This is a genomic window from Streptomyces sp. NPDC020845, assembly GCF_044334165.1.
In the GTDB taxonomy this organism is placed as follows: domain Bacteria; phylum Actinomycetota; class Actinomycetes; order Streptomycetales; family Streptomycetaceae; genus Streptomyces.
On record NZ_JBIRSJ010000008.1, the window covers coordinates 433,568 to 459,072 of the forward strand.

At 69.9% G+C, this 25,505-nt stretch carries 19 protein-coding genes and 2 pseudogenes; 8 read left to right on the forward strand and 13 right to left on the reverse strand.

The window, feature by feature from the left end:
* Window positions 1–106: 106 nt before the first annotated feature.
* Window positions 107–379 (forward strand): annotated as a pseudogene (locus ACH4U7_RS23025) (transposase); the annotation flags it as partial.
* 133 nt (window positions 380–512) lie between these two features.
* Window positions 513–1,238 carry an integrase core domain-containing protein gene (locus ACH4U7_RS23030; RefSeq protein WP_398529819.1) on the forward strand — a complete coding sequence of 242 codons (726 nt, stop codon included), beginning with the start codon at window positions 513–515 and terminating at the stop codon, window positions 1,236–1,238.
* Here ACH4U7_RS23030 and ACH4U7_RS23035 read toward each other — a convergent pair.
* Genes ACH4U7_RS23035 through ACH4U7_RS23060 form a run of 6 tightly spaced genes read right to left on the reverse strand, consistent with a single transcriptional unit; the run spans window position 1,204 to window position 8,265 of the window.
* Window positions 1,204–2,094, reverse strand: coding sequence for an alpha/beta fold hydrolase (locus ACH4U7_RS23035; protein WP_398529720.1), 891 nt, complete (start codon window positions 2,092–2,094; stop codon window positions 1,204–1,206). The genes ACH4U7_RS23030 and ACH4U7_RS23035 overlap by 35 nt on opposite strands.
* Before the next feature lie 46 nt (window positions 2,095–2,140).
* Window positions 2,141–2,863 carry an alpha/beta fold hydrolase gene (locus tag ACH4U7_RS23040; RefSeq protein ID WP_398529721.1) on the reverse strand — a complete coding sequence of 241 codons (723 nt, stop codon included), beginning with the start codon at window positions 2,861–2,863 and terminating at the stop codon, window positions 2,141–2,143.
* A gap of 53 nt (window positions 2,864–2,916) precedes the next feature.
* Window positions 2,917–3,405 carry a MaoC family dehydratase gene (locus tag ACH4U7_RS23045; RefSeq protein ID WP_398529722.1) on the reverse strand — a complete coding sequence of 163 codons (489 nt, stop codon included), beginning with the start codon at window positions 3,403–3,405 and terminating at the stop codon, window positions 2,917–2,919.
* An 18-nt stretch (window positions 3,406–3,423) separates the two neighbouring features.
* Window positions 3,424–4,389 carry a hypothetical protein gene (locus ACH4U7_RS23050; RefSeq protein WP_398529820.1) on the reverse strand — a complete coding sequence of 322 codons (966 nt, stop codon included), beginning with the start codon at window positions 4,387–4,389 and terminating at the stop codon, window positions 3,424–3,426.
* Between the two features lie 46 nt (window positions 4,390–4,435).
* Window positions 4,436–5,278, reverse strand: a complete 843-nt coding sequence (locus tag ACH4U7_RS23055; protein ID WP_398529723.1) for a fumarylacetoacetate hydrolase family protein — start codon at window positions 5,276–5,278, stop codon at window positions 4,436–4,438.
* Window positions 5,279–5,328: 50 nt separating this feature from the next.
* The gene (locus tag ACH4U7_RS23060) at window positions 5,329–8,265 is read right to left on the reverse strand and encodes an FAD-binding and (Fe-S)-binding domain-containing protein (RefSeq protein ID WP_398529724.1); all 2,937 of its coding nucleotides are present in this window, start codon (window positions 8,263–8,265) and stop codon (window positions 5,329–5,331) included.
* Between the two features lie 216 nt (window positions 8,266–8,481).
* Here ACH4U7_RS23060 and ACH4U7_RS23065 point away from each other — a divergent pair, with 216 nt between their 5' ends.
* The gene (locus ACH4U7_RS23065) at window positions 8,482–9,360 is read left to right on the forward strand and encodes an alpha/beta fold hydrolase (protein ID WP_398529725.1); all 879 of its coding nucleotides are present in this window, start codon (window positions 8,482–8,484) and stop codon (window positions 9,358–9,360) included.
* A gap of 470 nt (window positions 9,361–9,830) precedes the next feature.
* On the opposite strand, the gene ACH4U7_RS23070 is transcribed toward ACH4U7_RS23065, so the two are convergent.
* The 6 genes from ACH4U7_RS23070 to ACH4U7_RS23095 form a co-directional block, all read right to left on the reverse strand.
* Window positions 9,831–10,283, reverse strand: a complete 453-nt coding sequence (locus ACH4U7_RS23070) for a DUF5709 domain-containing protein (protein ID WP_398529821.1) — start codon at window positions 10,281–10,283, stop codon at window positions 9,831–9,833.
* A gap of 91 nt (window positions 10,284–10,374) precedes the next feature.
* Entirely contained in the window at window positions 10,375–11,298 is a 924-nt protein-coding gene (locus ACH4U7_RS23075; protein ID WP_398529726.1) for a glyoxalase, read from the reverse strand.
* A 75-nt stretch (window positions 11,299–11,373) separates the two neighbouring features.
* Window positions 11,374–12,441: a helix-turn-helix domain-containing protein gene (locus ACH4U7_RS23080; protein ID WP_398529727.1), complete on the reverse strand. Its 1,068-nt coding sequence runs from the start codon at window positions 12,439–12,441 to the stop codon at window positions 11,374–11,376.
* Window positions 12,435–13,475, reverse strand: a complete 1,041-nt coding sequence (locus ACH4U7_RS23085; protein ID WP_398529728.1) for a helix-turn-helix domain-containing protein — start codon at window positions 13,473–13,475, stop codon at window positions 12,435–12,437. The genes ACH4U7_RS23080 and ACH4U7_RS23085 overlap by 7 nt, the downstream gene beginning before the upstream one ends.
* A gap of 73 nt (window positions 13,476–13,548) precedes the next feature.
* Entirely contained in the window at window positions 13,549–14,535 is a 987-nt protein-coding gene (locus ACH4U7_RS23090; RefSeq protein WP_398529729.1) for an alpha/beta hydrolase, read from the reverse strand.
* Between the two features lie 69 nt (window positions 14,536–14,604).
* A complete protein-coding gene (locus ACH4U7_RS23095; RefSeq protein ID WP_398529730.1) occupies window positions 14,605–17,442 on the reverse strand; it encodes an AAA family ATPase in 2,838 nt (945 codons plus the stop codon).
* A gap of 162 nt (window positions 17,443–17,604) precedes the next feature.
* On the opposite strand from ACH4U7_RS23095, the gene ACH4U7_RS23100 reads away from it, so the two are divergent.
* Both ACH4U7_RS23100 and ACH4U7_RS23105 read left to right on the forward strand, forming a co-directional pair.
* Window positions 17,605–20,379: an AAA family ATPase gene (locus ACH4U7_RS23100; RefSeq protein WP_398529731.1), complete on the forward strand. Its 2,775-nt coding sequence runs from the start codon at window positions 17,605–17,607 to the stop codon at window positions 20,377–20,379.
* 412 nt (window positions 20,380–20,791) lie between these two features.
* Window positions 20,792–21,184, forward strand: a pseudogene (locus ACH4U7_RS23105) (IS110 family transposase); the annotation flags it as partial.
* Between the two features lie 236 nt (window positions 21,185–21,420).
* Here the strand turns inward: ACH4U7_RS23105 and ACH4U7_RS23110 are convergent.
* Complete coding sequence (locus tag ACH4U7_RS23110; RefSeq protein ID WP_398529732.1) at window positions 21,421–22,068, reverse strand: GntR family transcriptional regulator; 648 nt, start codon at window positions 22,066–22,068, stop codon at window positions 21,421–21,423.
* A gap of 91 nt (window positions 22,069–22,159) precedes the next feature.
* Between ACH4U7_RS23110 and argH the strand changes: the two genes are divergently transcribed.
* From argH to ACH4U7_RS23125, 3 genes are all read left to right on the forward strand, one after another.
* Entirely contained in the window at window positions 22,160–23,626 is a 1,467-nt protein-coding gene (argH, locus tag ACH4U7_RS23115) for an argininosuccinate lyase (protein WP_398529733.1), read from the forward strand.
* A 76-nt stretch (window positions 23,627–23,702) separates the two neighbouring features.
* Window positions 23,703–24,629: an amino acid ABC transporter permease gene (locus tag ACH4U7_RS23120; RefSeq protein ID WP_398529734.1), complete on the forward strand. Its 927-nt coding sequence runs from the start codon at window positions 23,703–23,705 to the stop codon at window positions 24,627–24,629.
* Window positions 24,626–25,429 (forward strand): amino acid ABC transporter ATP-binding protein, encoded by an 804-nt coding sequence (locus ACH4U7_RS23125; protein WP_398529735.1) that lies wholly within the window; start codon window positions 24,626–24,628, stop codon window positions 25,427–25,429. The genes ACH4U7_RS23120 and ACH4U7_RS23125 overlap by 4 nt, the downstream gene beginning before the upstream one ends.
* Window positions 25,430–25,505 lie beyond the last annotated feature (76 nt).

Below are 25,505 nucleotides of genomic sequence, written 5' to 3' on the forward strand. Positions count from 1 at the left end.
TCTCGACGGCGGCCCCTCCCCCACCACCGCGTCGAAGTTGGACCTCACCAGCGATCAGATCGAAGCCTCGTCGGCCGGCGAAGGCACGGCGCACGGGCGGAGGACCATGAGCGAGCCTTCCAAGGTGGACCGCACGCTGCTCGCCGTCCTGACCCGACTGATCCCCCAAGCCCTGCCCGAACACCGGATCGTCTCACCGCGCACCCTGCTGCCCTGGCACCAGCGTCTGGTGAAGCAGAAGTGGACACAGCCGCCGTCTACCGGGCGACCGCCCCCACCGGAGGAAATCCGCAACCCGATCATCCGGCTCGGCGCCGAGACCCCCCGATGGGGGTTCCGCCGCGTGCACGGCGAACTGCGCCGCCTCGGGCACAAAGTCAGCCCCGCCACCGTCCGTCGGGTACTGCGTGCCACCGGTCTCGGTCCCGCCCCGCGCCGCCAGCCGGCGCGCGGCGAGTGGGCCGCCTTCCTCAAAGCCCAGGCCAACGGCCTGCCCGCCACCGATCTCTTCCATGTCGACACCATCAGCCTGCAGCGGCTCTACGCGCTGTTCGTCATGGAGGTGCGCACCCGCACCGTCCACATCCTCGGCGTCACCGCCCACCCCACCGCCGCATGGGCCACTCAGCAGGCCCGACAGTTCCCTGTGGCAACTCGGCGATCGGGCCGCGGAATTCACTCACCTCATCCGCCACCGGGACACGAAGTTCACCGCCACCTTCGACACCGTGTTCACCGGCGAGGACAGCACCGTGGCCAAGATCCCTCCACACAGCCCCAACTGCAACCCACACGCAGAACGCTTCATCCACTCAGCACGGGAAGAATGCACCGCCCGAGTCCTGCTCTTCGACCGTGGCCACGCCGAGAAGATCCTCCACGACTACACACACCACTTCAACACTCACCGACCCCACCAAGGCCGTGACCAACTCGCGCCCACCGACAATCCGAACGCCATCCCCCCTGCCCGCAGCCCGGATCAAACACCGACAAGCCATCGCAGGCCTCATCAACGAGTACCACCGAGCCAGCTGACGATAGGAGATTCCCAGCTCACAACCCGTGAAGCCATTCTGAAGCGCTACGGGGGTGAGAAATGCTGGGCGAGCGTCGCCCGGAACCGAGGTGCCCGCCCCTCAGGGACGCCAGCGCGACGACGGGGGCGCCTCAGTTCCGGGCTTATGACGCCGCGATGCCGGACTACGGCCGGCGAACGGCCTCGGCCGCGGAGGTGATGACGTCGGCGACCGTATCGGGACGCGTGATCAGCGACAGGTGACCCGCTTCTACCTCGGTGATGTGCGCGTTCGCGCGCTGGGCCATGGCCCGCTGCTCGTCCGGGACGATGACATGGTCGGTGGTGCCAACGACGGCCCAGGACGGGATGGACTCCCACGCGGGGGCGCCGGATGGCTCCGAACCCGCGCTGACCGCGAAGGGCCGCTGGCACGCCGCGAGAAGCCTCGCCTGCGCGGTGGGTACACCGCTCGCGAAACAGTCCTGGAAGCCCTTGTACGTTCCGTTCGCAGCCCACTTGAGATAGGCGTCGACGTCGCCCGCCGGCCCTCCCGGGTAGGGCACCAGGTTGAGGAACGTCGACGGTTCAGCCGTGACGCAGGAACCGGGCTTGGCCCCGTTGATCTGGAACACGGTCTCGCCCTCGGCGGGGATGTACGCGTCGTCGTAGACGAGCGCCTTCACGTTATCGCTCTTCGCCGCCGCGTTGGTGATGACCATGCCGCCGTAGGAGTGGCCGACCAGGACCACGGGGCCGGGGATGGTCCGCACGAACGATGCGAGGGTCTCGGCGTCCTGGGAGACCCCACGCAGCGGGTTCGGCGGAGCGTAGACGGTGTAACCGGCGCGCTGCAGGCGGCCGATGACCGCGTTCCAGCTCGAAGCGTCGGCCCATGCGCCGTGCACCAGCACGATCGTCGGCTTCTCGCCGCTGTTCTTCTCGGCGGTCGCCGCGGTCGACGGCGCCGCGGTCACCTGGGAGGTCGAGGCGAACACGGCGACGGCAGCCGCCAGGGCACAGGACGCGGCGAGTGCGCGCGCTCTTTTCGTACGGGGTAGAGGAATGGCTCTCATGCGCTTTTCCTTGAATGTGAAGGGGCGTTGAGGAGGTGGTAGCCGGTCAGGCGCCGGTGCTCCGGACGGCTTCGCGGATCAGATCCGCGACCTTCTTGGGGTGCGCGAGCATGACCAGGTGCGAGGAGTCGACCTCGACGGTGGTCATGCCGGCACGCTGGTAGCCGAAGCGCTCGACGTCCGGGTTGATGGTGTGGTCCGAGGACGACACCAGGCCCCACGACGGCTTGGTCTTCCACGCCGCGGCCGGGGCCGCCTCGGCGAAGGCCGCACCGGCCAGCGGACGCTGGGAGATGGCGAGCACCTTGGCCAGGTCGGGGTCCACATCGGCGGCGAAGATGGCGGGGAACTTGTCGATCTCGACCGTCACATCGGTGCCGGGCTCGGTCGAGCCCTCGACCGGGAACGGCGAGAAGACAAGGGCCGAGGCCAGGTCGGAGTCGGGGAACCGGCCCTGCAGCTCGCCCAGGCTCTCCCCCTCTTCCAGGGCGTACCCGGCCAGGTAGACCAGGGCCTGGACATTGTCCTCGACGCCCGCGACGGTGATGACGGCACCGCCATAGGAGTGCCCCACCAGGATGACGGGACCGGGAATCCGACGGACGATCGAGGCGATGTAGGCGGCGTCGCCGAGCAGGCTGCGGTTGGGCACGGCCGGGGCGAGCACGTTCAGCCCGTCGCCCAGCAGTTCGGGGATGACGCGCGCGAAGCTGGACGCGTCGGCGAAGGCACCGTGCACGAGGACGACGGTGGGTGCGGAATCGGTCATGGTGAATCCTCCAGGGAGAAATGCGTGACTGGGATGGGGGGTACGCGGGCGTCCTACTGGCACCGGAGCAGGTACTTGTGCTGTCCCGACAGGACGAGTTCGCCGCGCTGGTTGTGGATGGTGGCTGCCGTGACCACGATGCCGGTGCTGCCCTTGGGCTCCAGTCCGGTGATGGTCAGGGCGGGGTACAGGGTGTCCCCGGAGTGCACCTCCGCCAGGAAGGTGCAGGACAGTTCGAGGAAGCTGATGAACACCTCGCCGATGAAGTGCGGGAACAAGGTGGCCCCGGGAGCGGTGAAGGCCAGCACCTGAAGACCGTGCACCACCGGCGCGGAGTGTCCGTGTTTGCGGGCCCATTCGGCGTCGTAGTGCACCGGATGGTTGTCGGCGGAGACCGTCTGGAACGCCGCGGCATGGGCATCCGTCAGGGTCCGGCTGGGAGCCCGGAAGACCTCACCGATGCGCAGGTCCTCGAATGTCCTGGCAGGGACGACGAGGAACGCGTCAGGGTCAAAGTCGGTCGGCTCTGCCGGGTTCGGCATCTCCATCAGATGGCCTTTCTAGTTGTCGCGCTTGACGTGAGCGGCTTGGAGGTTGGGGTCCGCGTCGGTGAAGTAGGCACCGTTGGCGATGTAGGCCGTGCCGCCCCGTATCGCGAGCGAGGTCGGGTTCTCCAGCCCGTCGGCGGCGGTCATCACGATGGAGTGGCTGCCGTCGGGCTTGACCAGGGCGATCTCGTTGTTCTTGTTGATCGCCGCGAGCAGGGTGTCACCGGCGCCGGTGAAGTCGATGTCGTCGATGTTGACCAGCCCGGTGGCCTGGGTCTCGACGGGCCCGGCGCCGCCGTGGCACGTGATGGGGACGCGCAGCACGGTGCCCTTGTCCAGGTTGGACACCCAGGCGGCACCGTTGTGAATCTTTATGCCGTTGGCTCCCAGGAATCCGGCGGGCGCCAGCTCGGGTGCGGTGGACCACCGGGTGGGCGTGCCACCTGTGGTCGGCACCCGCCAGACCGTGCCCAGGACGGAGTCGGTGATGTACAGCAGGCCGCTCCGCCCGTCGAGGGCCAGGCCGTTGGGCAGGCTGTCGGCCGGGAGCGCGGCGATGCGCTGCGGAGTGCCGCCCGGGCGAAGGCGCCATACGCCGGTGAGATCGCTGGAGCCGGTGGCATACAGGAAGTACAGGGTCCCGTCCTGGGTGCGGACGATGCCACCCAGGAACGGCGCGGTCAGGACGGGGGTGGTGGCCCCGGCCGGGGGCGCCGGAAGGGTGGCCAGGATGTGGACTTGGCCATCGGGGGTGATGCGGGCGACCTGGCGGGAGAAGGCGAAGGTGACGTCCGCGCTGCCGTCGGGCTCCAGGGTGATGTTCTCCGGTCGCTGCCCGTCGGTGATGTTCAGATGGGCCACGAAGCGTACGTCCGACACCGGTCCGGAGGCGGCGATCGCCACGCCGGTGACGGTGACGGTGAGCGTCGCCGCCACGGCCGTGGCCAGCAGGCCGGTCCGTGTTCTTGACTTGATCATGGGCATGATGATGTTCCTTTCCGACGTGAAGGTTCGACGTACGCGCTCAGCCGACGAACCGCTGGCGCAGTTCGCCGATGCCCTCGATGGAGCTGACCAGTTCGTCGCCCGGAGCGAGCCAGCGCTGCGGCGAGCGCCCGAGGCCGACGCCGGCCGGGGTACCGGTGAAGATGACGTCGCCGGGAAGCAGCGGGAGCACCGCGGACAGCTTGGCGATGAGGGCGGGCACGGAGAAGATGAGCTGCCGGGTACGGCCGCGCTGGACCTCCTCGCCGTTGATGGCGCAGGTCAGCTCCAGGTCGTCAGGGTCGTCGAACTCGTCCGGAGTCACCAGCCAGGGACCCATGGGAGCGAAGCCCGGAAAGGACTTGCCGAGACTGAACTGGGGGGCCGGGCCGGCCATTTGGATTACACGCTCGGAGATGTCCTGGCCCACCGTCAGTCCGGCGACATGACTCCAGGCGTCGGCTTCGGACACCCGGTACGCCCTGCGGCCGACGACCACGACAAGTTCCACTTCCCAGTCGGTGTGACCACCCTTGGGCAGGATCACCTGAGTCACCGGTCCGGTGATGCTGGTCGCGTACTTGGTGAAGACCGGCGGCATGCCCTCGGGGGTGGTGAAGCCGGCCTCTGTGACGTGCTCGCGATAGTTCAGACCGATGGCGAACACCTGGCGGGGAGCAGGTGTCGGTGCGCCGAGTGCCACCGGATCGAAGGGGACCGCGCCGGTGAGATCGGCCTGGGCGGCCCAGTCACGGAACTCCGCCCAGCGGTCGTAGACGGCCTGCGGGTCGGAGGAGAACAGACCAGCGCCGGCCTTCTGGACATCAACCGCCCCGTCGGCGGTGATCAGAACCAGTCGGCTGGCGAGATTGGCGATGCGCACGGCACGCTCCTGGTGCGATGGGTGGCGTATGGGGGCCGAACGTCGTCGGGTCAGCGCTCGTACGGCGGGCGGGTGGCGCGTTCCAGGGCCAGCAGCGCCGAGTGGTACGGGCGGCCGGTGACGTGCTCCATGCCGATCTCACAGGTGCGGTTGGCCGACAGATGCGCGTCGAACTCACGCGCGGTGACCTCCGCGGCCTCGTGCCTGGTGGCCGCCTCGGTCAGCTCTTTGTGCAGCAGTCCACGGTCGCCGGCGAAGCCGCAGCACTCCGCGTGGACGGGCACACTGACCTCCTGTGCGACGAACTGCGCGACCGCGCGCAGCTCTTCGACATCCCCCAGGTGTCGCATCGAACAGGTCGGGTGGATCACCACGCTGCCGATCCGGTCGGTCACCTTCAGATGAGGCAGCAGCTCGGTGGCGGCCCACACGACCGAGTCCACGACGGTGAGCGCCTGGTGCCTTCGCCGGTTCTCGGGCTTCAGATACGGTTCGACCTCCCGCCCGATGCCAAGGGCGCAGGACGATGCGTCCACGACGAGCGGCAGCCGTCCGCCGTCGGTCCACTCCCAGGCCCGCTCGACGATACGGTTCGCCATGAGGGTGTTGCCGGCGTCGTACCCCTTGGAGTGCCAGATGGTCGCGCAGCAGGAACCGGCCATGTCCGGCGGGATCCAAACCGGCCGTCCGGCACGGCGGGAGACCTCGACGATCGCCTCGGGCAGCGACGGCCCGTCGCTGCCATGCGGCCCCGCGAAGATCCGGTTGACGCAGGCCACGTAGTAGACGGCGACGGCGGTCCGGCGGTCCGTTTCGGGCATCCGCGTACTCGCGGGGGACGGCATGCCGGGAAGCCATTCGGGCACCAGGTCCGGCGAGACGGCCTTCCGCACTGCCGAGGTGACACTCCCCAGGACCCGGTCGCTGACGTGGTCCGCGACGCCGAGGGCGGTTCGCACCGAGGCTTCCACCAGGGAGAACCGCCGCGCTACACGGGCCGCGTTCCGCTCCTCGCGGGCCGTGTGCCGCTGGTGGCGGAACCGCTTCATCATGGCACCGGTATCGATGCCGACCGGACAGGCGATCTGGCAGGTCGAATCGCCGGCACAGGTGTCGACCGCGTCATAGCCGTAGGACTCCAACAGGCTGTCCATGACGGCCGATCCGAGGGGCTGACGCATCATCTCGCGCCGCAGCACGATTCGCTGACGTGGTGTGGTGGTGAGGTCCCGGCTCGGGCAGACGGGCTCGCAGAAGCCGCACTCGATACAGGAATCCGCGATGGCCTCGATGGTCGGTATGGTCTTCAGCCCTTGCAGATGCGCCTCGGGGTCACGGTTGAGCACCACCCCGGGAGCCAGCACCCCGGCGGGATCGAGCAGCTGCTTGACCTGCCACATCAACTCGGTGGCGCGCCTTCCCCACTCGGCTTCGAGGAACGGCGTCATGTTCCGGCCGGTGGCGTGCTCCGCCTTGAGCGAGCCGTCGAAGCGGTCCACCACCATGGCGCAGAACTCGCTCATGAAGGCCGCGTAGCGCCGGACTTCATCGGGGCGGGCGGCGTCGAAAGCCAGCAGGAAGTGCAGATTGCCATGGGCCGCGTGACCCGCTACGGCGGCCTCGTAACCGTGTCCGCGCTGTAGTTCGGACAGCGCTTGGCATGCCTCGGCGAGCCGCGAGGGCGGCACGGCGAAGTCCTCCGTGATCAGTGTCGACCCGGCCGGCCGGGCCTTGCCCACCGCCGTCATGAAGGCCTCGCGGGCGTGCCAGTACGTTCTGACCGTGGCCGGGTCCTCCACGAAGCGGTTGGTGACGGACGCCACCGGGGCCACCAGTGTCAGCTTCGCCAGGACGTCGGCGGCGGCCTGCCGGTTGGCCTGGTGCGCCGACTCGTCCGCGGCACGGAACTCCACCAGCAGCGCGGCGGTCTGAGGGGGTATCTCGGCCCAGTCGGCGGGAACCCCGTCGACGCTTGCGCAGGCGCGGAGGGTGTTGCCGTCCATCAGCTCGACCGCCCGCGCCCCGGCGGCGTTGAACAGCGGTACCGCGGCCGCCGCGTCCGTGAGACGGGGGAAGAACAGCAACGCGGTGTGGGTGAGACGGTCCAGGGAGACCGTCCGGAACACCGTCTCGGCGATGAAGCCCAGCGTGCCCTGGGAACCGACCATCAGCCCGCGCAGAATCTCCACCGGGGTCGAACCGTCCAGGAAGGCGTCGAGACGGTAGCCGTTGGTGTTCTTCAGCTCGTACTTCGCGCGGATCCGGGCGGTCAGCACGCCGTCGCTCTCGATCTCGGCCTTCAGAGCCAGCAGCCCCTCGCACAGCTCAGGCTCGGCCTTCCGGAGTGCGTCGTCGGCGTCCGGCGCCGCGGTGTCCACCACCGTGCCCGACGGCAGGACGAGCGTCAGAGAGGACAGCAGACGGTAGGAGTTACGGGTGACTCCGGCGGTCATGCCCGAGGCGTTGTTGGCGACGACCCCTCCGACGGTGCACGCACTGGCACTCGCCGGGTCGGGGCCCATCAGCCGGCCGTGCCGGGCGAGCGCGACATTGACGCGCCCCACGGTCGTGCCGGGCCCGATCCTCGCCTCGGCGCCACCGCTGAGCACCTCGACGCCGGTCCAGTGGCGGCGCACGTCGACCAGGATGTCCTTGCCCTGAGCCTGCCCGTTCAGTGAGGTTCCGGCCGCCCGGAAGACGATCTCCCGCCGGTGCTCATGGGCATACCGCAGCACCGCGGCCACGTCCCCCACGCTCTCGGCGATCACCACCACCCTGGGCACGAAGCGATAGGGGCTGGCATCGGAGGCGTACTTCACCAGGTCGGACACCGAGTGCAGCACCTTGCGCTCACCCAGCAGACGGACCAGATCGTTCCGCAGGGCGTCCGGCGTTCCGGACGCCCGGTCGTCCGCCACCCGGTCGGCGGCCGGGCCGTTGGTGGTGAGCGGTCGCAACTTTCCCGGTTCCGGATCGAGCAGTGCCATATGAAAACTCCGTCGCAATTCGGGATGGGCGGCCGGTCGCGCTCCGCGCTCGCCAATGGAGTTTAGGCACAGAGAAGCACCCGGTCGGAGGTCTGTGCACTGCGGGAACATGCATAGTGCGTTCTCAGAAAAGTGCACTCGAAGGAAATCCATACCATTCCCTACGGTGCACCGAATGGCATGTGAATGGAATGTCCACTCCACAAGTGAGAGCCCATGAGCACAGAATTGACCGGCATCACCCACCACACCGCCGAACTCAACGGAATCAAGCAGCACTGGGTGAGCGCCGGGCAGGGGCCGCCGGTCTACCTGCTGCACGGCTTCCCCGAGACCTGGTACGGCTGGCGGAAACAGATACCGGTGCTCGCCGAGCGGTTCACCGTGATCGCCCCGGATCTTCGCGGCTACGGCGACACGGAGAAGCCCGCCTCCGGCTATGACAAGCGGACCATGGCCAACGATGTGATCGCGTTGCTGGACCACCTCGGCCACCAGCGCATCGCCCTGGTCGGCCACGACCGCGGCGCACGCGTCGGCACCCGGTTCGCCAAGGACCACCGAGACCGGATCGACCGGTTCGTGGCCATGGACAACATCCCCACCCGGATCATCGCCGAGACCTACGACGTGCACCTCGCCCGGCAGGGCTACTGGTTCTTCACCTTCCTCGGCGTACCCGACCTTCCCGAAGCGTTGATCGCCGGCCGGGAGGAGATCTGGCTCACCCACTTCTACCGGAGTTGGTCGTACAACCCCGACATGCTGACCCCCGAGGAGATCGCGGTCTATGTGCGTGCCTATCAGCAGCCCGGTGCGGTACGGGGCTCCTGCATGGACTACCGGGCCGCACCCCAGGACATCGACCAGGACAGGGAGGACGCCGATCAGCTCATAGACTGCCCGGTGCTGACCATCTGGGGGGAGGACTTCAGCGCCGTGGGGCAGGCCTACGACGTCCTGGACGTCTGGAAAGGGCTGGCGCGGAACGTCCGTGGCGTGCCCATCCCCCAGTGCGGACACCTCTGTCAGGAGGAACGTCCCGACGTCGTCAACGCGGAAATCCTCGACTTCCTCGCCGACTGGGACGGTTGAGCCGAACGGCCCGCTCGAACGCGAGCGGGCCCGAAGGCGGCCCGACTGCCGACGGTCCACCGCGGGTCCATGCCGAGATCCGCATCAACGTCATACCCGAATTCCGTCCGGCCGGCTGCGGGATGTGCGATATCGGCCCCAGGTCGAATGCCGCCTCGCCGACCGCGTCCTCCAGGGCGGACTCCTCGCGTTCGACTTGAGCACGGCGGTGATGCTCGGTCATTCGCTCCACGATGTGCCGGATACGGGGGGGTGACCGTTGTCTGCGTTCGGCTCATGCGCGTTCGCTCGGCAATCCCCCGTACAGGGCAAAAGCTGGTATCAGCGGTGCGGCACCAAGCTATGCGGGTTTCCCCGTCGCGGATTTACCGGCGGCGCACGGATTCTTTGTCCCTCGGCGTTCAGGACGGCCGTACAGGACGGCCGTACAGTCCGGGCGTACAGTCCGGGCGGCGCGCTGGGTCGGAACGTCAGTAGGTCTCGGAGTCGGGGACCACATGCATCGCGGCCTCCTCCGCCGACGCGCCGGCGCCGTCCAGCCCCCAGTCGGATGCGAACAGGTCGGACTCGGTGTTCTCATGGCTTCCCTCGTCCGGTGCGACAAGGCGTCCGGCGCGCTCGTCGCCGACCTCGTCGTCGATGAGCTCACCGTCCGTGCCCCAGGTGTCACCGATACCGTCACCCTCCGGGACGCCGATGTCCGGCAGTTCCTCGGCGAGACGCTCGTCCAGGCTCTCCCCTCGCTGCTGCTCAGACGCCGTGACGCCGGTGTGCTCCACGGCCCAGGGCCTTTCCGGGGGTGAGTACCCCTCGTCGAGGGCTTCGTTGCCGGCCCGGTAGTCCAGGGTGTCGGAAGCGTCCAGCAAGCCGACGTCGTCCTGCACCTCCGATCCGTCCGGCTGGTAGACCTCGTCACCCATCATCTCGTCGGTCAACTGTTCTCCATGGGAATCCGAGGGATGGAGCCGCCACCCCTCACCGTTCACTTGCGCTCTTGATGACCACTGCCGCAGATCAGCGGTGGCCGCCCGCGTGCACTTCGGCCACGTAACCGCCCGGGAACCGCACCACGGCGTTGGAGCGGCCCTTGGAGGCATACGGCCCCCACAGCACCTCCGCGCCCGCCGCCTCGGCCTTGTGCAGCGTCACCGCGAGGTCCTTCACCGCGTAGCCGGTGGTCTCCCGCCCGAACGGGTAGGGAAGGTGGCCGTCGGTGACGCTGACGACTGTATTGCCGAACGGGGAGCGGAGGGCGATACGGCGATACGCCTCCTCGGGCAGACCGATGTCGGCGCCGTCCGCCGCACGCTGGTCGGAGACGATCCGTCCCCCGGTGAACCGCAGGTAGGAGCTCAGGAATTCATCCGCCGAGTCGCGCGTCAAGTAGACCCGGTTGTCCGGCACGGTTTCCAGGGGCGGGTAGGACGGGGCCTTGGTGTGCCAGTACAACTGGGCGTTGATGCCACCAGGGAACTGGACGATCGCGTCCCGCCCGATGGGGTCGTCGAAGGGCGCGACGACAAGGTGTGCCCCGCTCTCCCGGGCCAGCCGGACGCCCCTGTCGAAGTCACTCATGAGCCAGCCCGTCCGCTCGGCTCCGAACGGGTAGGGCACAGGGGTCTGGAAGTCGAACACGGACAGGGTGCCGACGGGCGAGAAAACCAGCTCCGACTCGGTCTTGCTGGGTGTCGGGGTGACGGTCGTGACGACCTTGGCCGTGTGAGTCCCGCCGAAGGTCGCCTCCCAACTGGCGACGAACGCGTCCACCGCGCCAGGGGTGACATAGACGTGTGTGGTGTCGTACTGCGGACCGACCGCCGTGGTCGAGATCGTCGCGGCGGCTGCCTCGTCCTGAGCCGAGGACGGGGCCCCGAACCCCATCACGCTCAGCGCCACCATTAACGCGGGCAGCATCCATGCCATCGCTTTGCGCTTCATTCCCCTCCCTTTCCGTCGAGGTCGTGTGAACCAAAAGGTGGGCCTCGCACCGCGTGGCTTTCCTCGCTCTTCAGGCTAGGAATGCGCGGCGTTCCGAGTTGCCCGACGATGCAGGGCCTTCGGTCCCTCAGTGCACTGCCGGCAGCCCACGGAGCGCGGTGCGGGGGCCGCGGGGGTCTCAATGGCGGCGCTGCGCCACTGCACCGGCGACATGCCGTACGTCTCGCGGAAGGTCCGGCTGAAGTGGGAGGGGCTGATGAAGCCCCAACGGGCTGCCACCGCGGCGATCGACCTGTGCGCCGCGCCAGGCCCGGCAAGTTCCCGGCGTGCCGCCTCGAGCCGTCGTGTCCGCACCCAGGCGTTGACGGTGGTGCCGTGCAGTTGGAAGAGCCGGTGCAGGTAGCGCACGGAAATCCCGTGCTGATCGGCGATGTCCTGCGGGGCGAGTCCGGGTTCCCCCAGCCGGGCCTGGACGGACGCCGTGATCCGCTCCCACAGCGCCGGCGCGGGGTGCCTGCCGACCTGTTCCAGGGCCACGGTGGCCAGGATCTCCGCGGCGACGCGGGCAAGTTGTTCCCGGCGGGTCGTGGTGGTCCTGGCGACCTCGTCGACGAGCCCGCAGAGCAGAGGCAGCAGCAGGGCAGCCGCTCCCTCCCCGGCTTCGTCCACCACTGTGGCCGTGAGGGCGGACAGCTGTCCTTCCTCCAGGCGCAGCAGCGCCCGGGGCATCATGAGGATCCGGGCCCGCTGCCGCCGCGGCAGCACGATCCGAAACGGGCGCCGCGCATCATGGAACGCCAGGCGACCCGGCAGGAGTTCGGCGGTGCGGCCGTCCTGCAGCAGGAGCGCGGTACCGTCCAGTTGCTGGCGCACCAGGATGTGGGTGCGGTGGTCGGCGGTCACCGACCGGGCACTGCGCAGGATCGTTCCCGGGCCGAACTCCTCCGTGGCGATCTGGAGGGCCCCCAGCCGCTCGGCGGTCAGCTCGCCCGCCCAGGGGCGGTCAGGCTCCACGTCCACCTTGAGGCCCACGAAGACCTGCGAGAGCGTGCGCTCCCAGGCGGCGACTCGGTCGCCGGGGGCGAGGTCCCGGGTGGAGAAGACCACCCCCTGGCCAGGGGTGGTCAGCGATTCTGTCAGCACGGCGCATCTCCCCCCGCATGCCCTGCGCGCTGTCGGTCGACCCAGTCCGTGGGGGACATGCCGAAGGAGCCGCGGAAGGCCTTGCTGAACCGGGTGGAACTGGTGAAACCCCAGTGCCGCGCGACCTGGGCCACGCTGACGGATCCGGGTGCCTGCGCGGCGAGTTCCCTGCGGCATTCGTCCAGACGCAGCTCGCGGATCCACTGGCACAAGGTGCTGTCCTCGGCCTCGAACAACCGGTGCAGATAGCGGACGGAAATGCCGTGGGCACGGGCGATGACCTGCGGGGTGAGGCCGGCGTCCGACAGGTGCCAGCGAACGAAGGTCTTGATCCGGTGCAGCAGGACACGGTCGGCTCCCGGAAGTTCGGCGGGATCCTCGCCCACTTGCTCCGCCGCCGTGGCCGCCACCAGGCCGATGACGTCCTCGGCCAGTCGCTCGGCCACCGGCGTCGCGTATGTTTCGGAGGTGTCGGCCAGCCGCTCCAGCAACGGCGCGAGCAGGGCAGGGAGACCGCCGTTCGGGCGCAGTACCCGTGCGGTGAGCCGCTGCAGGTCGGCCTCCGACCGCTGGAGCAAGCTCCGCGGGATCGCGAAGACCTTCAGTCGGAAGCGTTCCGGGAAGGTGGTGCGGAAGGGGCGAATGGTCTCGCAGAACCCGATGTCGCCGGCCCGCAGCGCAGCGGTGCGGCCATCCTGTTCGATCTGAGCCCGGCCGGCGCTCTGGAGGGCCACGAAGACGTCCCGCCCGTCTCCACGAGCGATGAAGCGCGGCGCCCGGTGGACCCGGCCCGGGTCGCACTCCACCGTGGTGATCTGCAGGTCCCCGAGCTGGTCGATGCGCATGGCCGCGTCATAAGTGCCGCCTTCAGTGGCGATATCCATTCCCACCAGTGTCGCGAGCACGGCGTCGTGCCAAAAGTCCAGGCTCTCGCGCGGTGGAACCGAACGGGTGGTCAGCACCTGGGCTCGCGACCTCGCGGAGAGGGCCTGGTGCCGGCGGCTCTCTTCCAAGGATCCGGTGACGGTCGGCATGCTGTGAGCATGCTGTGACGGCTTCCGAACACGCATCAGTCGGTCGACTGGTCCCCGGCCCGTTCCACACGTCTCAGCCCAAACGGGCACGCAGGAAGGCGCAACCAGTCACGAGAGCTGCCCGAGTGGACGCGCTGTCCTGCAGGGCGTGCAGCACCACGAAATCGTGGATGGTCCCGAGGAACCGCACAGCGGACGCCTCGACACCGGCCGCAGACAGGTTCCGCGCGTATTGCTCTCCCTCATCACGGGCCACGTCGGCCTCGGCCGTGACGATCAGCGTCGGCGGCAGCCCCACCAGATCCTCCGTCCGCGCACACAGCGGTGACGCGGTGGGCTCGGCCCGCTGGGCCGGATCGGCGACGTACCGCGCCCAGTACGAGCGCAGCGCCCGACGGGTGAGCAGGTATCCGGTGGCGAACTGCCGTTGCGAGAGGCTGTCGCAGCGGTAGTCGGTGAGCGGGTAGTAGAGCAGTTGTGCGCTGATCCGCGGCCCCCGTCGGGACTTCGCCAGCATGGTCACGGCGGCGGCCAGGGTGGCCCCGGCGCAGTCGCCCGCCACGGCCAGCCGGTGCGGGTCCAGACCGAGTTCGTCGGCCCGGGAGACCGCCCAGGTCATCAGGGCGTAGCACTCCTCCAGCGGCACCGGATAGCGGGCCTCGGGGGTACGGCTGTACTCCGGGACGAGGGCGCACACGCCTGCGCCGATGACGAGCTCGGTGATGAGGCGGGCATGGGTCTGCGCGTCGCCGAGCGTCCACCGGCCGCCGTGCACGTACAGGAGGGTGGGGAGCGGACCGGACGCACCTGCCGGACGGATGGTCCAGAATCCGAGTAGCCCCGACGGGCCGACGGACGCCACGCGGTAGACCGCGTCCACACCGAAGTCCTCGAACCGGTCCACCTGGGATTCCCGCAGCGCCTGCCGCCCCGCTTCGGGGCCGAGGTCGTCGAGGGACGGTGGCGTGGCAGAGGCGGTGACGAGACTCTGCACCACGGGGTCGAGGAGGACCACGGTGTGGGGGTCACCGCCCGGCCGGTCCCCGAAGGCTCCTGGCATCACGCACTCTCCTCTGGCTGGGCTGCACCGCTCGACGGTAGGTCCGTAAGGGGCCGGTCGGCGCGCGCCTCACGTCTCCTGAAGGAGATCACGCAGTTGTTGGCGGCGGCTGATACCGAGCTTGGGGTAGACGTTGTACAGGTGCGACCCCACGGTACGCGGCGAGAGGAAGAGCCGTTCACCGATCTCACGATTCGAAAGGCCGCGTGCGGCCATCCGGACGATTTGGCGCTGCTGTGCCGTCAACTGCTCCAGCGCGCCCGGGGCGTCGGGGGTGGGTGCCGCCCCGCTGGCGCGCAGCTCGCGGGCGGCGGCTGCGGCGAAGGCCGCTGCGCCGAGGCGTTCGGCGGTTTCCAGCACGGTGGTCAGCTGCTGACGCGCCTCGAGTGTCCGGCGGCAGCGGCGCAGCCAGATGCCGTAGTTGAGGCGAGCGTGGGCGCGTTCCCACGGCCAACGGTCCGCCTCGTGGTTGACCAGGGCGAGGTGGAAGTGCTGCTCGGCGTCGTAGTCCGGGCCGACCAGGGCGGTGGCATGGTGCAGGAGCAGCGTCATCCTGGTGCTCGGGCGCTCCCCCTGCTCCGCCCGGACGCGCTCCAGAATCGGCAGGACCTCGTCCGATCGGCCGGTCCGTTGGGCTGCGACCGCGAGTTCGGCGATGCTCCGGGACGACAGGAAGGGGTGCAGCGGCGATCCGTCGGCCGTGAACAACTCGCGCAGGTGCCGCCAGCCCCCGTCCGCGTCCCCCAGCGCCAGGGAGGCGAGTCCTCTGGCGCGCAGCAGGCGTGCGTGCGTGGCGCGGTTCTCGTCCAGGCTGACCGCGTACCAGATCGAAGGGGTGAGCCAGGGCTCCGTCGGGACGGCTCCGCGCAGCGCCTGCAGGGTGAGGGCCTGCGCTTCCACATCCGCCTGGAGGCGCGGCAGGCGCAGCACCGCGGCCTCGGCCGTGGCCTCCCGGATCAGGGTCTCGGCCTCGGTGAACCGCCCGGTGTTCACGAGGGTGTCCAGGAGAGCGAGGAGCGACCAGGCACGGATACCGAAGGCGCGGGCGGTACGCAGGTGAGTATCGGCTTTGCGGAGCTGTCCCAGGCACACGTCCGCCTCGTCGGCGTGGTAGGCCACCGAGGCGAGCGCCATCCGGCAGGCCAGGGCGTCCGGGGTGTCCGGCAGCGCGGTGTGCGGGCGACCGAGGCTCGGCAGCAGGCGGGCGGCGGCCTGCGGCCGGATCACCACGGTGACGAACGCATCCAGTGCCTGCTGTGCCTCCGGCGTGTCCAGGCGGCCCAGCGGTCCGGTCACGAGAGCCCGGCGCTGCTCGGCGCGGTCGGCGGCTCGGGCCCGGTCGATCAGCGTGGACAGGGCCGCCTTGTGCTCGGGCAGACCGGACTGGACAGCGATGCCCGCGGCCAGGCTCGCCAATGCGAGCGCGACAGGCCGGCCGACTGCCGAGAAGTGCTCCGAGACGTTCGCCAGGACGTCGAAGGCCTCCTGCTGGAAGGACTCCTGGGACAGGGCCGAGGCCAGGGCAGCGGCCGCGAGGCAGGCGAGTTCCGGATCCGTGGAGTCCTGGACGAACCGGCCGTGCAGGTCACGCACCCAGCCGGGGTCTCCCACCATATGCGCTGCCACCAGGGCCTCGGTCAGACGGCGAGCGCGTTCCCGCCGCTGCGGGCTGAGTCGGGCCGCCTGCTCCAGGGCGCGCGCCGCGCCAACGGCGTCCCCGCGCCTCCAGGCGCAGTCCTCGACCACGGCGGCCACGGATTCGCTGGTTCCCACGGTGGCGGCGGCCAGGTGACGGGCCCTGACCTCCGGCTGCGTGGCGGCCCCGGCGAGGTCCAGATGCGCCTGGTGCCGCTCGCCCGCCGGATGCCGCAGGAACGCGGCCGACCGCGCCAGGGGATGCCTGAAGACGAGGCGGTCCTCGACCAGCGAGACCAGACCGGACGCCTCCGCCGGTGCCCACACCGCCAGGTCGTCGGTGTCCAGGGCGGTCATGAGGGCGGCGACGGACGCGCCGGGCCCGGCGGCCGCTGCGTAGAGCAGAGCCCGTCCTGTCTCCGGGGGAAGCATTGCGAGTCGGGTCCCGAAGACCTGCGCCGTGGGCAGGCGCCGCGCCATTGCGACGCCGGGAAGTCCCACCGGGGCGGGTGCGGGCGCACCGCGGCTCAGTTCCACCAGAGCCAGGGGATTTCCCTCGGCTTCCTCCAGGATCTCCAGCCTGCGCCCGCCCGTGGGCGCTGCGGGCTGTCGGTCCAGCAGCGCCGCGGCCGCCGGGGCGCTCAGTGGGCCCAGATGCAGGCTTTCCATGCCGGGCGGCGGGCTGGGCAGGGGTGCGTCACCACGTGCGGCGAGCAGGATCGTCACCGGGCGGCCGGTCAGGAGCCTGGTCCCTGCCCAGAGCGCGTCGAGGAACGCCCGGTCGCAGGTGTGGGTGTCGTCCACGGACACCAGTACCGGACGGGACGTGGCGAGTCGGTCCAGGAACGCCAGCACGGCGGCCTGGACCTCGGCGTCGTCCGGCCCGCTGTCTTTGAGGGCGGGGTTCAGGGCGGCGCTCAGCACCCGGCCATGGGGGGCGGGCAGCGCGGGCAACTCGTTCAGGACCGGCGCCAGCAGTTGCTGGAGGCAGGCACGAACATACCGCCGATCCGCAGCCCAGCCCTGCGCCGACAGCACGAGCATGCCGTTGCCGGTGGCCAGTTCCCGGGCGTGGCGGAGCAACGTCGTACGCCCGATCCCCTCCTCCCCGAGGAACAGCAGCGCTGGGGGGCTGCCGGGCTGCCGCGTCAAGCACTGCAGGATCCGCTCGATCTCGCTGTCCCGGCCGAGGGGGCGCTGTGTCGCCGTACGGCGGGGTCGGCATCCGGCGGCTTCCTCGGCGACCGCGGACCGAGGTGGATGGACCGTCATGCAATACCCCTGACCTGCTCGGCTGCCCATGCCTGTAGGCGTTTCCCTGGCCACGGCCATAATCAGAGGAGACGACGTCGCGACGCTTCTGTCATATGACCAGTCGTGCGGTCGGGTGGCACTATTCCCAGCGTCATGATCACCGGCTGGAGGAGTACGACCATGATGCGGGCTGGTAGCGAGCATCTTGCCGATCCCGGCATCCTGGGCAGGGCTGTCGAGCTGTCCCGCCTCGAAGACCTGCTCGGTGCGGTGGACGGCACCGGCCCGCAGGTGCTGGTGCTGACCGGAGAGCCGGGGGCGGGCAAGAGCACCCTCGTCGACTGGACGGCCGAGCAGGGCCGGGCCCGCGGCCTGCGGATCCTGCGCGTGCGCGGCAGCGAGGGCGAAACCGGACTGAGCCTCTCGGGTATCCACCAGCTCGTACATCCGCTGCTGCCCGGTGACGCGCTACCCGCCCAGCAGCGGGAGGCCCTGGACCGCGCCTTCGGGATGGCGGTGGCGCCGGACGAGGTGGCTCTCGACCAGCTGTCGTTGTGCATCAGCGTGCTCGCCCTCATCGGCGACGCCGCCGCCCGCCAGCCGCTGCTCCTGCTGGTGGACGACGCTCAGTGGCTCGACCTCGGTTCGGTGGACGTGCTGGGTTTCCTCGCCCGGCGTCTGGAGGGCAAGCCGGTGACAATACTGCTCGCCGCCCGTGAGGAGGCCGTGCCGGCCCGCTTCGACCGGGACTTCCCGCATATGACCGTCGGCCCGCTGAGCCGGGCGGCGGCAGGGCTGCTGCTGGACGCCCAGCCGAACCCGCCCCGTGGCTGGGCCCGCGCCCAGATCCTCCAGCAGGCCGCCGGCAACCCGCTGGCCCTGATCGAGCTGCCCCGGGCCTTCGCCCAGGGCCGGACCGGCACGAGTCAGGACGGCGGTGCCGCCCTTCCGCTCACCGCGCGCCTGGAGAACCTGTTCGCCGCCGACCTCCCCGGCCTGCCCGAGCCCACGCGTGAGGCGCTGCTTCTGGTCGCCGCCGCGGGATCGGCGCAACTGGCCGACCTCCTGCGCGCCGCCCCGTCGCTGGACATCGTCCAGGCGCTGGCCCCCGCGGAGCGCGTCGGCCTGGTGCGGATCGAGGACGGCCAGGTGCTGCTCCGCCATCCGCTGGTCCGCTCGGCCGTCTACCAGGCGGCTTCCTTCTCCGAGCGTCGGCAGGCCCATCTCGCCCTGGCTTCCGCCCTCGCCGCAGAACCGGACCGCCGCGCCTGTCACCTGGCCGCCGCGGCGACGGGTCAGGACGCCGAGGTCGCGGACGCCATGGCGGAGAGTGCCGAACGCGCCGGCGCCCGGGGGGGGTACGCGGCGGCCGCGGCGGCGCTGGAGCGCGCCGCGGAACTGACCCCGGCAGCTGAGCTGCGCGCCCGGCGCCTGCTGGCGGCCGCACAGGCGGCCATGTTCGCCGGCCACCCGCAGTGGGTCGGCGAGATCAGTGCACGCGTAGGCGACCTGACCGAGGATCCGCGGCTGCGTGCCGAGGCCTCCCTCCTTGGCGGATGGGCCCTGGGAGTCACGCTCCGCCACGAGGAGGCGCTGGCGCTGCTGCTCGGCGTCGCCGAGGCCGGTGCCGCCTCGGCTCCGGAGCTGGCGCTCGGCACACTGAGCACCGCTGCGACGTCCGTCTACAACTCCGGAGCGCCGTTCTACCGTACGGAACTGCGGCGGATCAGCGCGCTGATCGACGAAGCCGGTAATCCCGCCGCCCTCGCCTGGTCTCAGGCGGTCATCGATCCGCATCACCAACGGGCGAGGCTGATCCAGCTGCTGAAGAACGGGCTGGCCGCCATGTCACAGGAGTCGCTGGCGGATCTCACGGCGCTCGGCGGTGCGACGTGGATCCTGGACGAGACCGAGGAGGCCGTGCGCATTCTCGGGCGGACCATGGACGTCCTACGGCGCGCCGGCAGCGCGGGCACCAACGCAACCGTCACTCAGGCGCTCGCCCTCGCCCTGTTCGAGAGCGGTTCATGGACGGCGGCCCAGGCCGCGGCGGACGAGGCGTTCTGGATGGCGACGGAGGCGGGCGCCGACAACGTGACCGTGGGCTCCCGCATCCTCCAGGCCACACTGCGCGCGCTGCGGGGCGAGCACACGGCCGCACGGGCGCAGGCCATGGAGGCCGTGCGGGGCGTGGACCTGCGCAAATCCCTGAGCCTTCAGGTACGGCACCGGCACGCCATGGGAATGGCCGCGTTCGTCGCGGGAGCGCATGCCGATGCCTACGAGCAGCTGCGCGCGGTGTTCACGCGTGACTTCCGGCCCGCTCCCATCCACTACCACGCCTCCGTCTACTACCTGGGCGACCTGGCCGCCGCGGCGGTCCGCTCCGGGCGGGCGGACGATGCGCGCACGGTGGTCGACGCCGTCGAGCACCGCCTCGGACCCGACAGGTCCCCCCGGCTGGCCGCCGTCCTCCACCGGGCCGCCGCCCTGCTGAGCGACACCGAGGAAGCCGAGGGCCACTTCCGTGCCGCCCTCGCCGACCCCGCCGTCGACTGCTGGCCTTTCGAGAAGGCACTCACGCAACTCGACTTCGGGGAGTGGCTGCGCCGACGGCGCCGCAACGCCGAGGCACGCCCCCACCTCGGCGCGGCACTGGAGTGCTTCCAACGGCTCGATGCCCAGCCCTGGGCCGATCGCACAGCCGCAGAGCTGCGGGCGGCAGGAGCCCCGGGGGAAGCGGCGACGGCCGCGAGTCCAGCGAGCGAGCTCACCACGCAGGAACGGCAGATCGCCGAACTGGCCGCGCAGGGCCTGACCAACCGCGACATCGCGGCCCGGCTCTACCTGTCCCCCCGGACGGTCGGCTACCACCTGCACAAGATCTTCCCCAAGCTCGGCATCCGCTCCAGGGCCCAGCTCCGCGACGCCCTCTCGCAGGATCCATCCCAGTGACCCGCGGCGTTGCGCCGACCTGACCCGAAGCCGGCCGGAACTGAACCGGGCGGGCCCGTGCGAGCAGGACTCCGACAGATCCGGTTTCCACGACCTGAGGCACTCGACCGCGACCTGCTCCTGGAACAGGGCGTCGAACTCGTCGTCATCAAGGAACGCCTCGGCCACGCCCACAGGGACGTGAACCGGCTGGAGTTCTGCGCAGAGACCTTGCGCTGCGCGCTCGAGGCCCTGGCGGTCGCCGCCGGTGACTGGTTGCGCGCGGCCCGGATCGCGGATGTGTCCTGGCAGAAGCGCTACGGACAGCGCGCGGACTCCTACCGGCTGCCGAAAGGCGATGTGGAGCGCGGGGCGTTCGCGGTGCAGGTCGGATCGGACGGCTTCGCCCTGCTGGAGGCGGTCCATCGGCCTGATGCGCCGGACTGGCTGCGGCAGCTGCCGGCCGTGCAGGTCCTGCGGCGGCAAGGGCGAACACCACGCCACCGCCGTGACACCGGCCGGGAAGAAGGCGTTCGCCAAGCGCCTGCCCAACACCGAACCCAAGCTCCGCGAGCTCTTCGCGAAACTCCAGGCCAAGCACGGAACGGTGCTGGTCGTGGTGGATCAGCCGGCCTCGATCGGGGCCCTGCCGCTGGCCGTCGCCCGCGACATGGGCTGCCCGGTCGCCTACCTGCCCGGCCTGACAATGCGGCGGATCGCCGACCTCTACCCCGGCGAGGCCAAGACGGACACGAAGGACGCATTCATCATCGCCGACGCCGCCCGCGCAATGCCCCACACGCTGCGGGCCATCGACGGCGAAGACGCAGGGCCGACATGCTGTTCGCGATGCTCCGTGACGGGACCTTCTACGAACCGCAGCCGTCGGCCTCAGTCACCTGACCTGCGGGTCCGCGAGGAGAACGACTCGATCGGCCTTGACGTCGAAGCCGAGCGCTGGGTGGCCGTAGTCACAAGCGCCAACCAGCAGCTGCCGAAACTTTCCCGGCTCGAGCACGCAGCATGATCGAAACAAACGGTACATAATGTTCCGGATCAGGTTCAGGGCGACGCCGGCACGAATGCCTTGGCGTTGGAAAGGTGCTGATCGAGGAGTTGGGTCGCCTCTTCGACCTTGGCCTTCCTGATCAGCTCCGCGATCTTCCGGTGCACTTGCAGCATCTCCGGCAGGTCGTCGCTCGAACGGTCCACGGACGAGATGGCCAGCTGCAGCTCCGCGAGGAGCGACCTGGCGACCTCCGTGAGCCGTGGACTGCCGAGGAGTCCGACGATGGCCACATGGAACTGCATATGGGTCCGGGAGATCTCGACCGCCCTCCCTTCCCTGACGGCCGCCTCGTACTCCTCAAGCCTGCCACTCAGGGTCGTGAGATCCCTGCGACTGGCATTCACCACCGCACGCACCCCGGACAGCTCCAGGATGCGCCGGGCTCGGAAGATGTCCTCCACCTCGGCCTCGCTGAGCTGCCGGACCAGGACCCCCTTGTTGGGCTCGCGGACGGCCAGCCCCTCACCGATCAGAAGCTGCAGCGCCTCCCGCACGGTGCTCCGTGACACGTTGAGGCTCTCCACGAGCCCGCCTTCACGCAGGGCCGTGCCGGGCTTCAAGCGTCCGTCGAACATCTGCTCCCGCAGCGCCCCCGCCACCTGCTCGACAACGCTGGAGCGGTCGAGGTTGATCGATTCCATGGACTTAATCTAGCGCAGAATATTGTCCGAATGTCGGACGATCCATTGACGCCCAGGGGCACATCTCGCCAACATTGTCCGACGATCCGACATGATCCTGGTGGCGGGCGTGCGAACGAAAAGGTGTTCTGTGACCAGTACGACGACCAAGCTGTGGGGCGGTCGCTTCCGTGAGGCCTCTGATCCGGCTCTCGCCAAGCTCTCCCGCTCGGAGCCCGGCTACTTCGACATGGCTCCCTACGACCTCGCCGGCTCCCGGGCGCACGCACGCGAGCTGCGGCGTGCGGGGATTCTGGACGAGACCGAGCTCGCCGCGGTCCTCACCGCCATCGACCGGCTTGACGCGGACTACCGCGCAGGCGCGGTCGTACCCTCGCCGGATGACGAGGACGTGCACACGTTCCTCGAAAGGGTACTCACGGAACGCCTCGGGCCGCTGGGCGGCAAGCTGAGGGCCGGCCGCTCCCGGAACGACCAGGCGGCCAACGACCTGCGCCTGTATCTGCGGGACAAGGCGCGCACGGTCGTCCAGGCCACCGTCGACCTCATCGAGGCACTGCTCGGGCAGGCGGCCGAGCACACGCACACTCCCGCGCCGGGCTTCACCCACCTGCAGCCCGCCCAGCCCGTCGTCTTCGGGCACCAACTCCTCGCCCACGCACACGCGCTGGACCGGGACGCGGATCGTCTACGGGACTGGGACCGGCGCGCGGCGCAGTCGCCCCTCGGGGCGGCCGCGCTGGCCGGATCCGCCGTGGCCCGGCATCCGGAGCTCGCCGCCACGGAGCTGGGCTACGACCGTGTGTGCCGCAACTCGCTCGACGCGGTGGCCGCCCGGGACCACGTCGCCGAGTTCGCGTTCGCCGCCTCGATGCTCGCCGTCGACGTCTCGCGGCTCGCGGAGGAGGTCTGTCTGTGGGCCTCGCGGCAGTTCCGCTGGGTGGAGCTGGACGACCGGTTTGCCACGGGGTCGTCAATCATGCCTCAGAAGAAGAACCCGGACATCGCCGAACTGGCTCGTGGCAAGGCCGGCCGGCTGCTGGGCAATCTGACGGGTCTGCTGGGTGCGTTGAAGGGCCTGCCGCTCGCCTACAACCGTGATCTCGCCGAAGACAAGCGCGCGGCCATGGACGGCGTCGACACGCTGCTGACCGTGCTGCCCGCCATGTCGGGCCTGATCCGCACGCTCACGGTGAACACCGCCGAGATGCGTGCCCAGGCCACCGCGGGCTTCACGCTGGCCACCGAGATGGCCGACTGGCTCGCGCTGCGCGGCGTGCCCTTCCAGGACGCCCATGAGATCACCGGAGCCGTGGTACGGCGCTGCGAGGATCTAGGCGTCGACCTCCCCGACGTCGGTGACGAGGAGCTCGCGGCCGTCGATCCCCGGCTCACCCCCGAGGTGCGCTCGGTCCTGACCGTCGAGGCAGCCCTGGCCGCACGTTCGAGCCGCGGCGGAACCTCCCCCGCGCGAGTCGTCGAGCAGATCGACGAGTTCGCCGAGCGGATCCGCGCGCACCGAGACTGGGCCGCCGTGTACGACGGTCCGCGCGCCTGACCTCGCCCTCTCCCCCAGCCACTCCCCCGCCCCCGTCCCCGGTCCAGCCTCCGGACCGCGCCGTGAGGAGCTTCGTATGCCCGGCACATCCGCCGCCAAGGCCGCCAGCAGCACCGATCCACCCCTCGTCGCCGAGGAGTTGCTCACCGAGTCCCGCAAGCATCCCGGGCGCTGGGCCGGCGCCGTCGCCGTTCTCTTGGTCGCCGCCTTCCTGATCGACTCGTTCGCCGGGGCGCAGATCGACTGGGGCGTCGTACGCCATTATCTCGGCGCCGGATTCCTCATCCAGGGTCTGGGGATGACCCTCCTGCTCACCCTGGTCGCCATGCTGCTGGGCGTCGTCCTCGGGGTGCTCATCGCGGTCATGCGGCTGTCGAAGAACCCGATCACCAGCGGCGTCGCCTGGTTCTACGTGTGGGTGTTCCGCGGCACACCGGTGTATCTCCAGTTGCTGTTGTGGTTCAACCTGGCCCTGGTCTTTCCGATGGTGTCGATACCCGGCATCTACAGCGCCCGGACCGTCGAGGTCATGACGCCGTTCGTAGCCGCCGCCCTGGGCCTGGGCATCAACCAGGGCGCGTACACCTCCGAGGTCGTCCGGGCCGGCATCCTCTCCGTGGACGAGGGGCAGGTGGAGGCCGCGTACGCCATCGGGATGGGCCGTCTCAGGACCATGTACCGGGTCGTTCTGCCGCAGGCCATGCGGGTCATCGTGCCGCCGATCGGCAACGAGACCATCGGCATGCTCAAGACCACGTCGCTGGCCTCCGCGGTGGGCGTGACGGAGATCCTCCTGGAGGCCCAGCACGCCTACTACGTCAACAACCGGATCATGGAGCTGCTGATCGTCTGCGCCGTCTGGTATCTGGCGGCGGTCTCGGTCCTGAGCGTGGCCCAGTTCTACGTCGAACGGCACTTCGCCAAGGGCTCCTCGCGCCCGCTGCCCCCGACCCCCCTGCAGCGGCTGCGCGCCGCCACCGGACGAAAGCCAGTGCTGCGATGACCACTTCGACGACCGCTTCAACGACCACTTCGACGACCTCCTCTCCTCTCGTGCGCGCCGAAGCAGTCCACAAGTACTTCGGCGACCACCATGTGCTGCGGGGCATCGACCTCGACGTCGCACGCGGTGAGGTGCTATGCCTGCTCGGCCCCTCGGGCTCGGGCAAGAGCACCTTCCTGCGCTGCATCAACCATCTGGAGACGATCCACTCCGGCCGGATCTGGCTGGGCGACGAGACCATCGGTTATCGCCAGCAGGGTGCCAGGCTCGTCGAACGGCCCGAGCGTGAGATCGTCCGCCAGCGCCGCGCCATGGGCATGGTCTTCCAGCGGTTCAACCTCTTCCCGCACCGCACCGCCCTGCAGAACGTCATCGAGGGTCCGGTGCAGGTCAACCGCGAGAACCCGAAATCCGCCAAGGAACGAGGCACCCGGCTCCTGGAGCGCGTGGGCCTCGGCGACAAGCTCGATGCCTACCCCCGCCAGCTCTCCGGCGGACAGCAGCAGCGCGTAGCCATCGCCCGTGCCCTGGCGATGGAACCCCAGCTGATGCTCTTCGACGAGCCCACCTCCGCGCTCGACCCCGAACTCGTCGGAGAGGTCCTCACCGTGATGAAGGACCTGGCCGACAGCGGGCTCACCATGATCGTCGTCACCCACGAGATCGGCTTCGCCCGCGAAGTCGCCGACCGCGTCGCCTTCATGGACGGCGGCCGGATCCTGGAGATCGGCAGCCCCGCCGATGTGCTCGACTCCCCGCGCCACGCGCGCACCAGGACGTTCCTGTCACGGGTCCTGTAGTCCCCTCCCGCGATCCCTGGCCAACGCCGGTCAGCGTGGCCCGCGTGTCACCCGCCCCGCCCTCATCTCCGCTCGT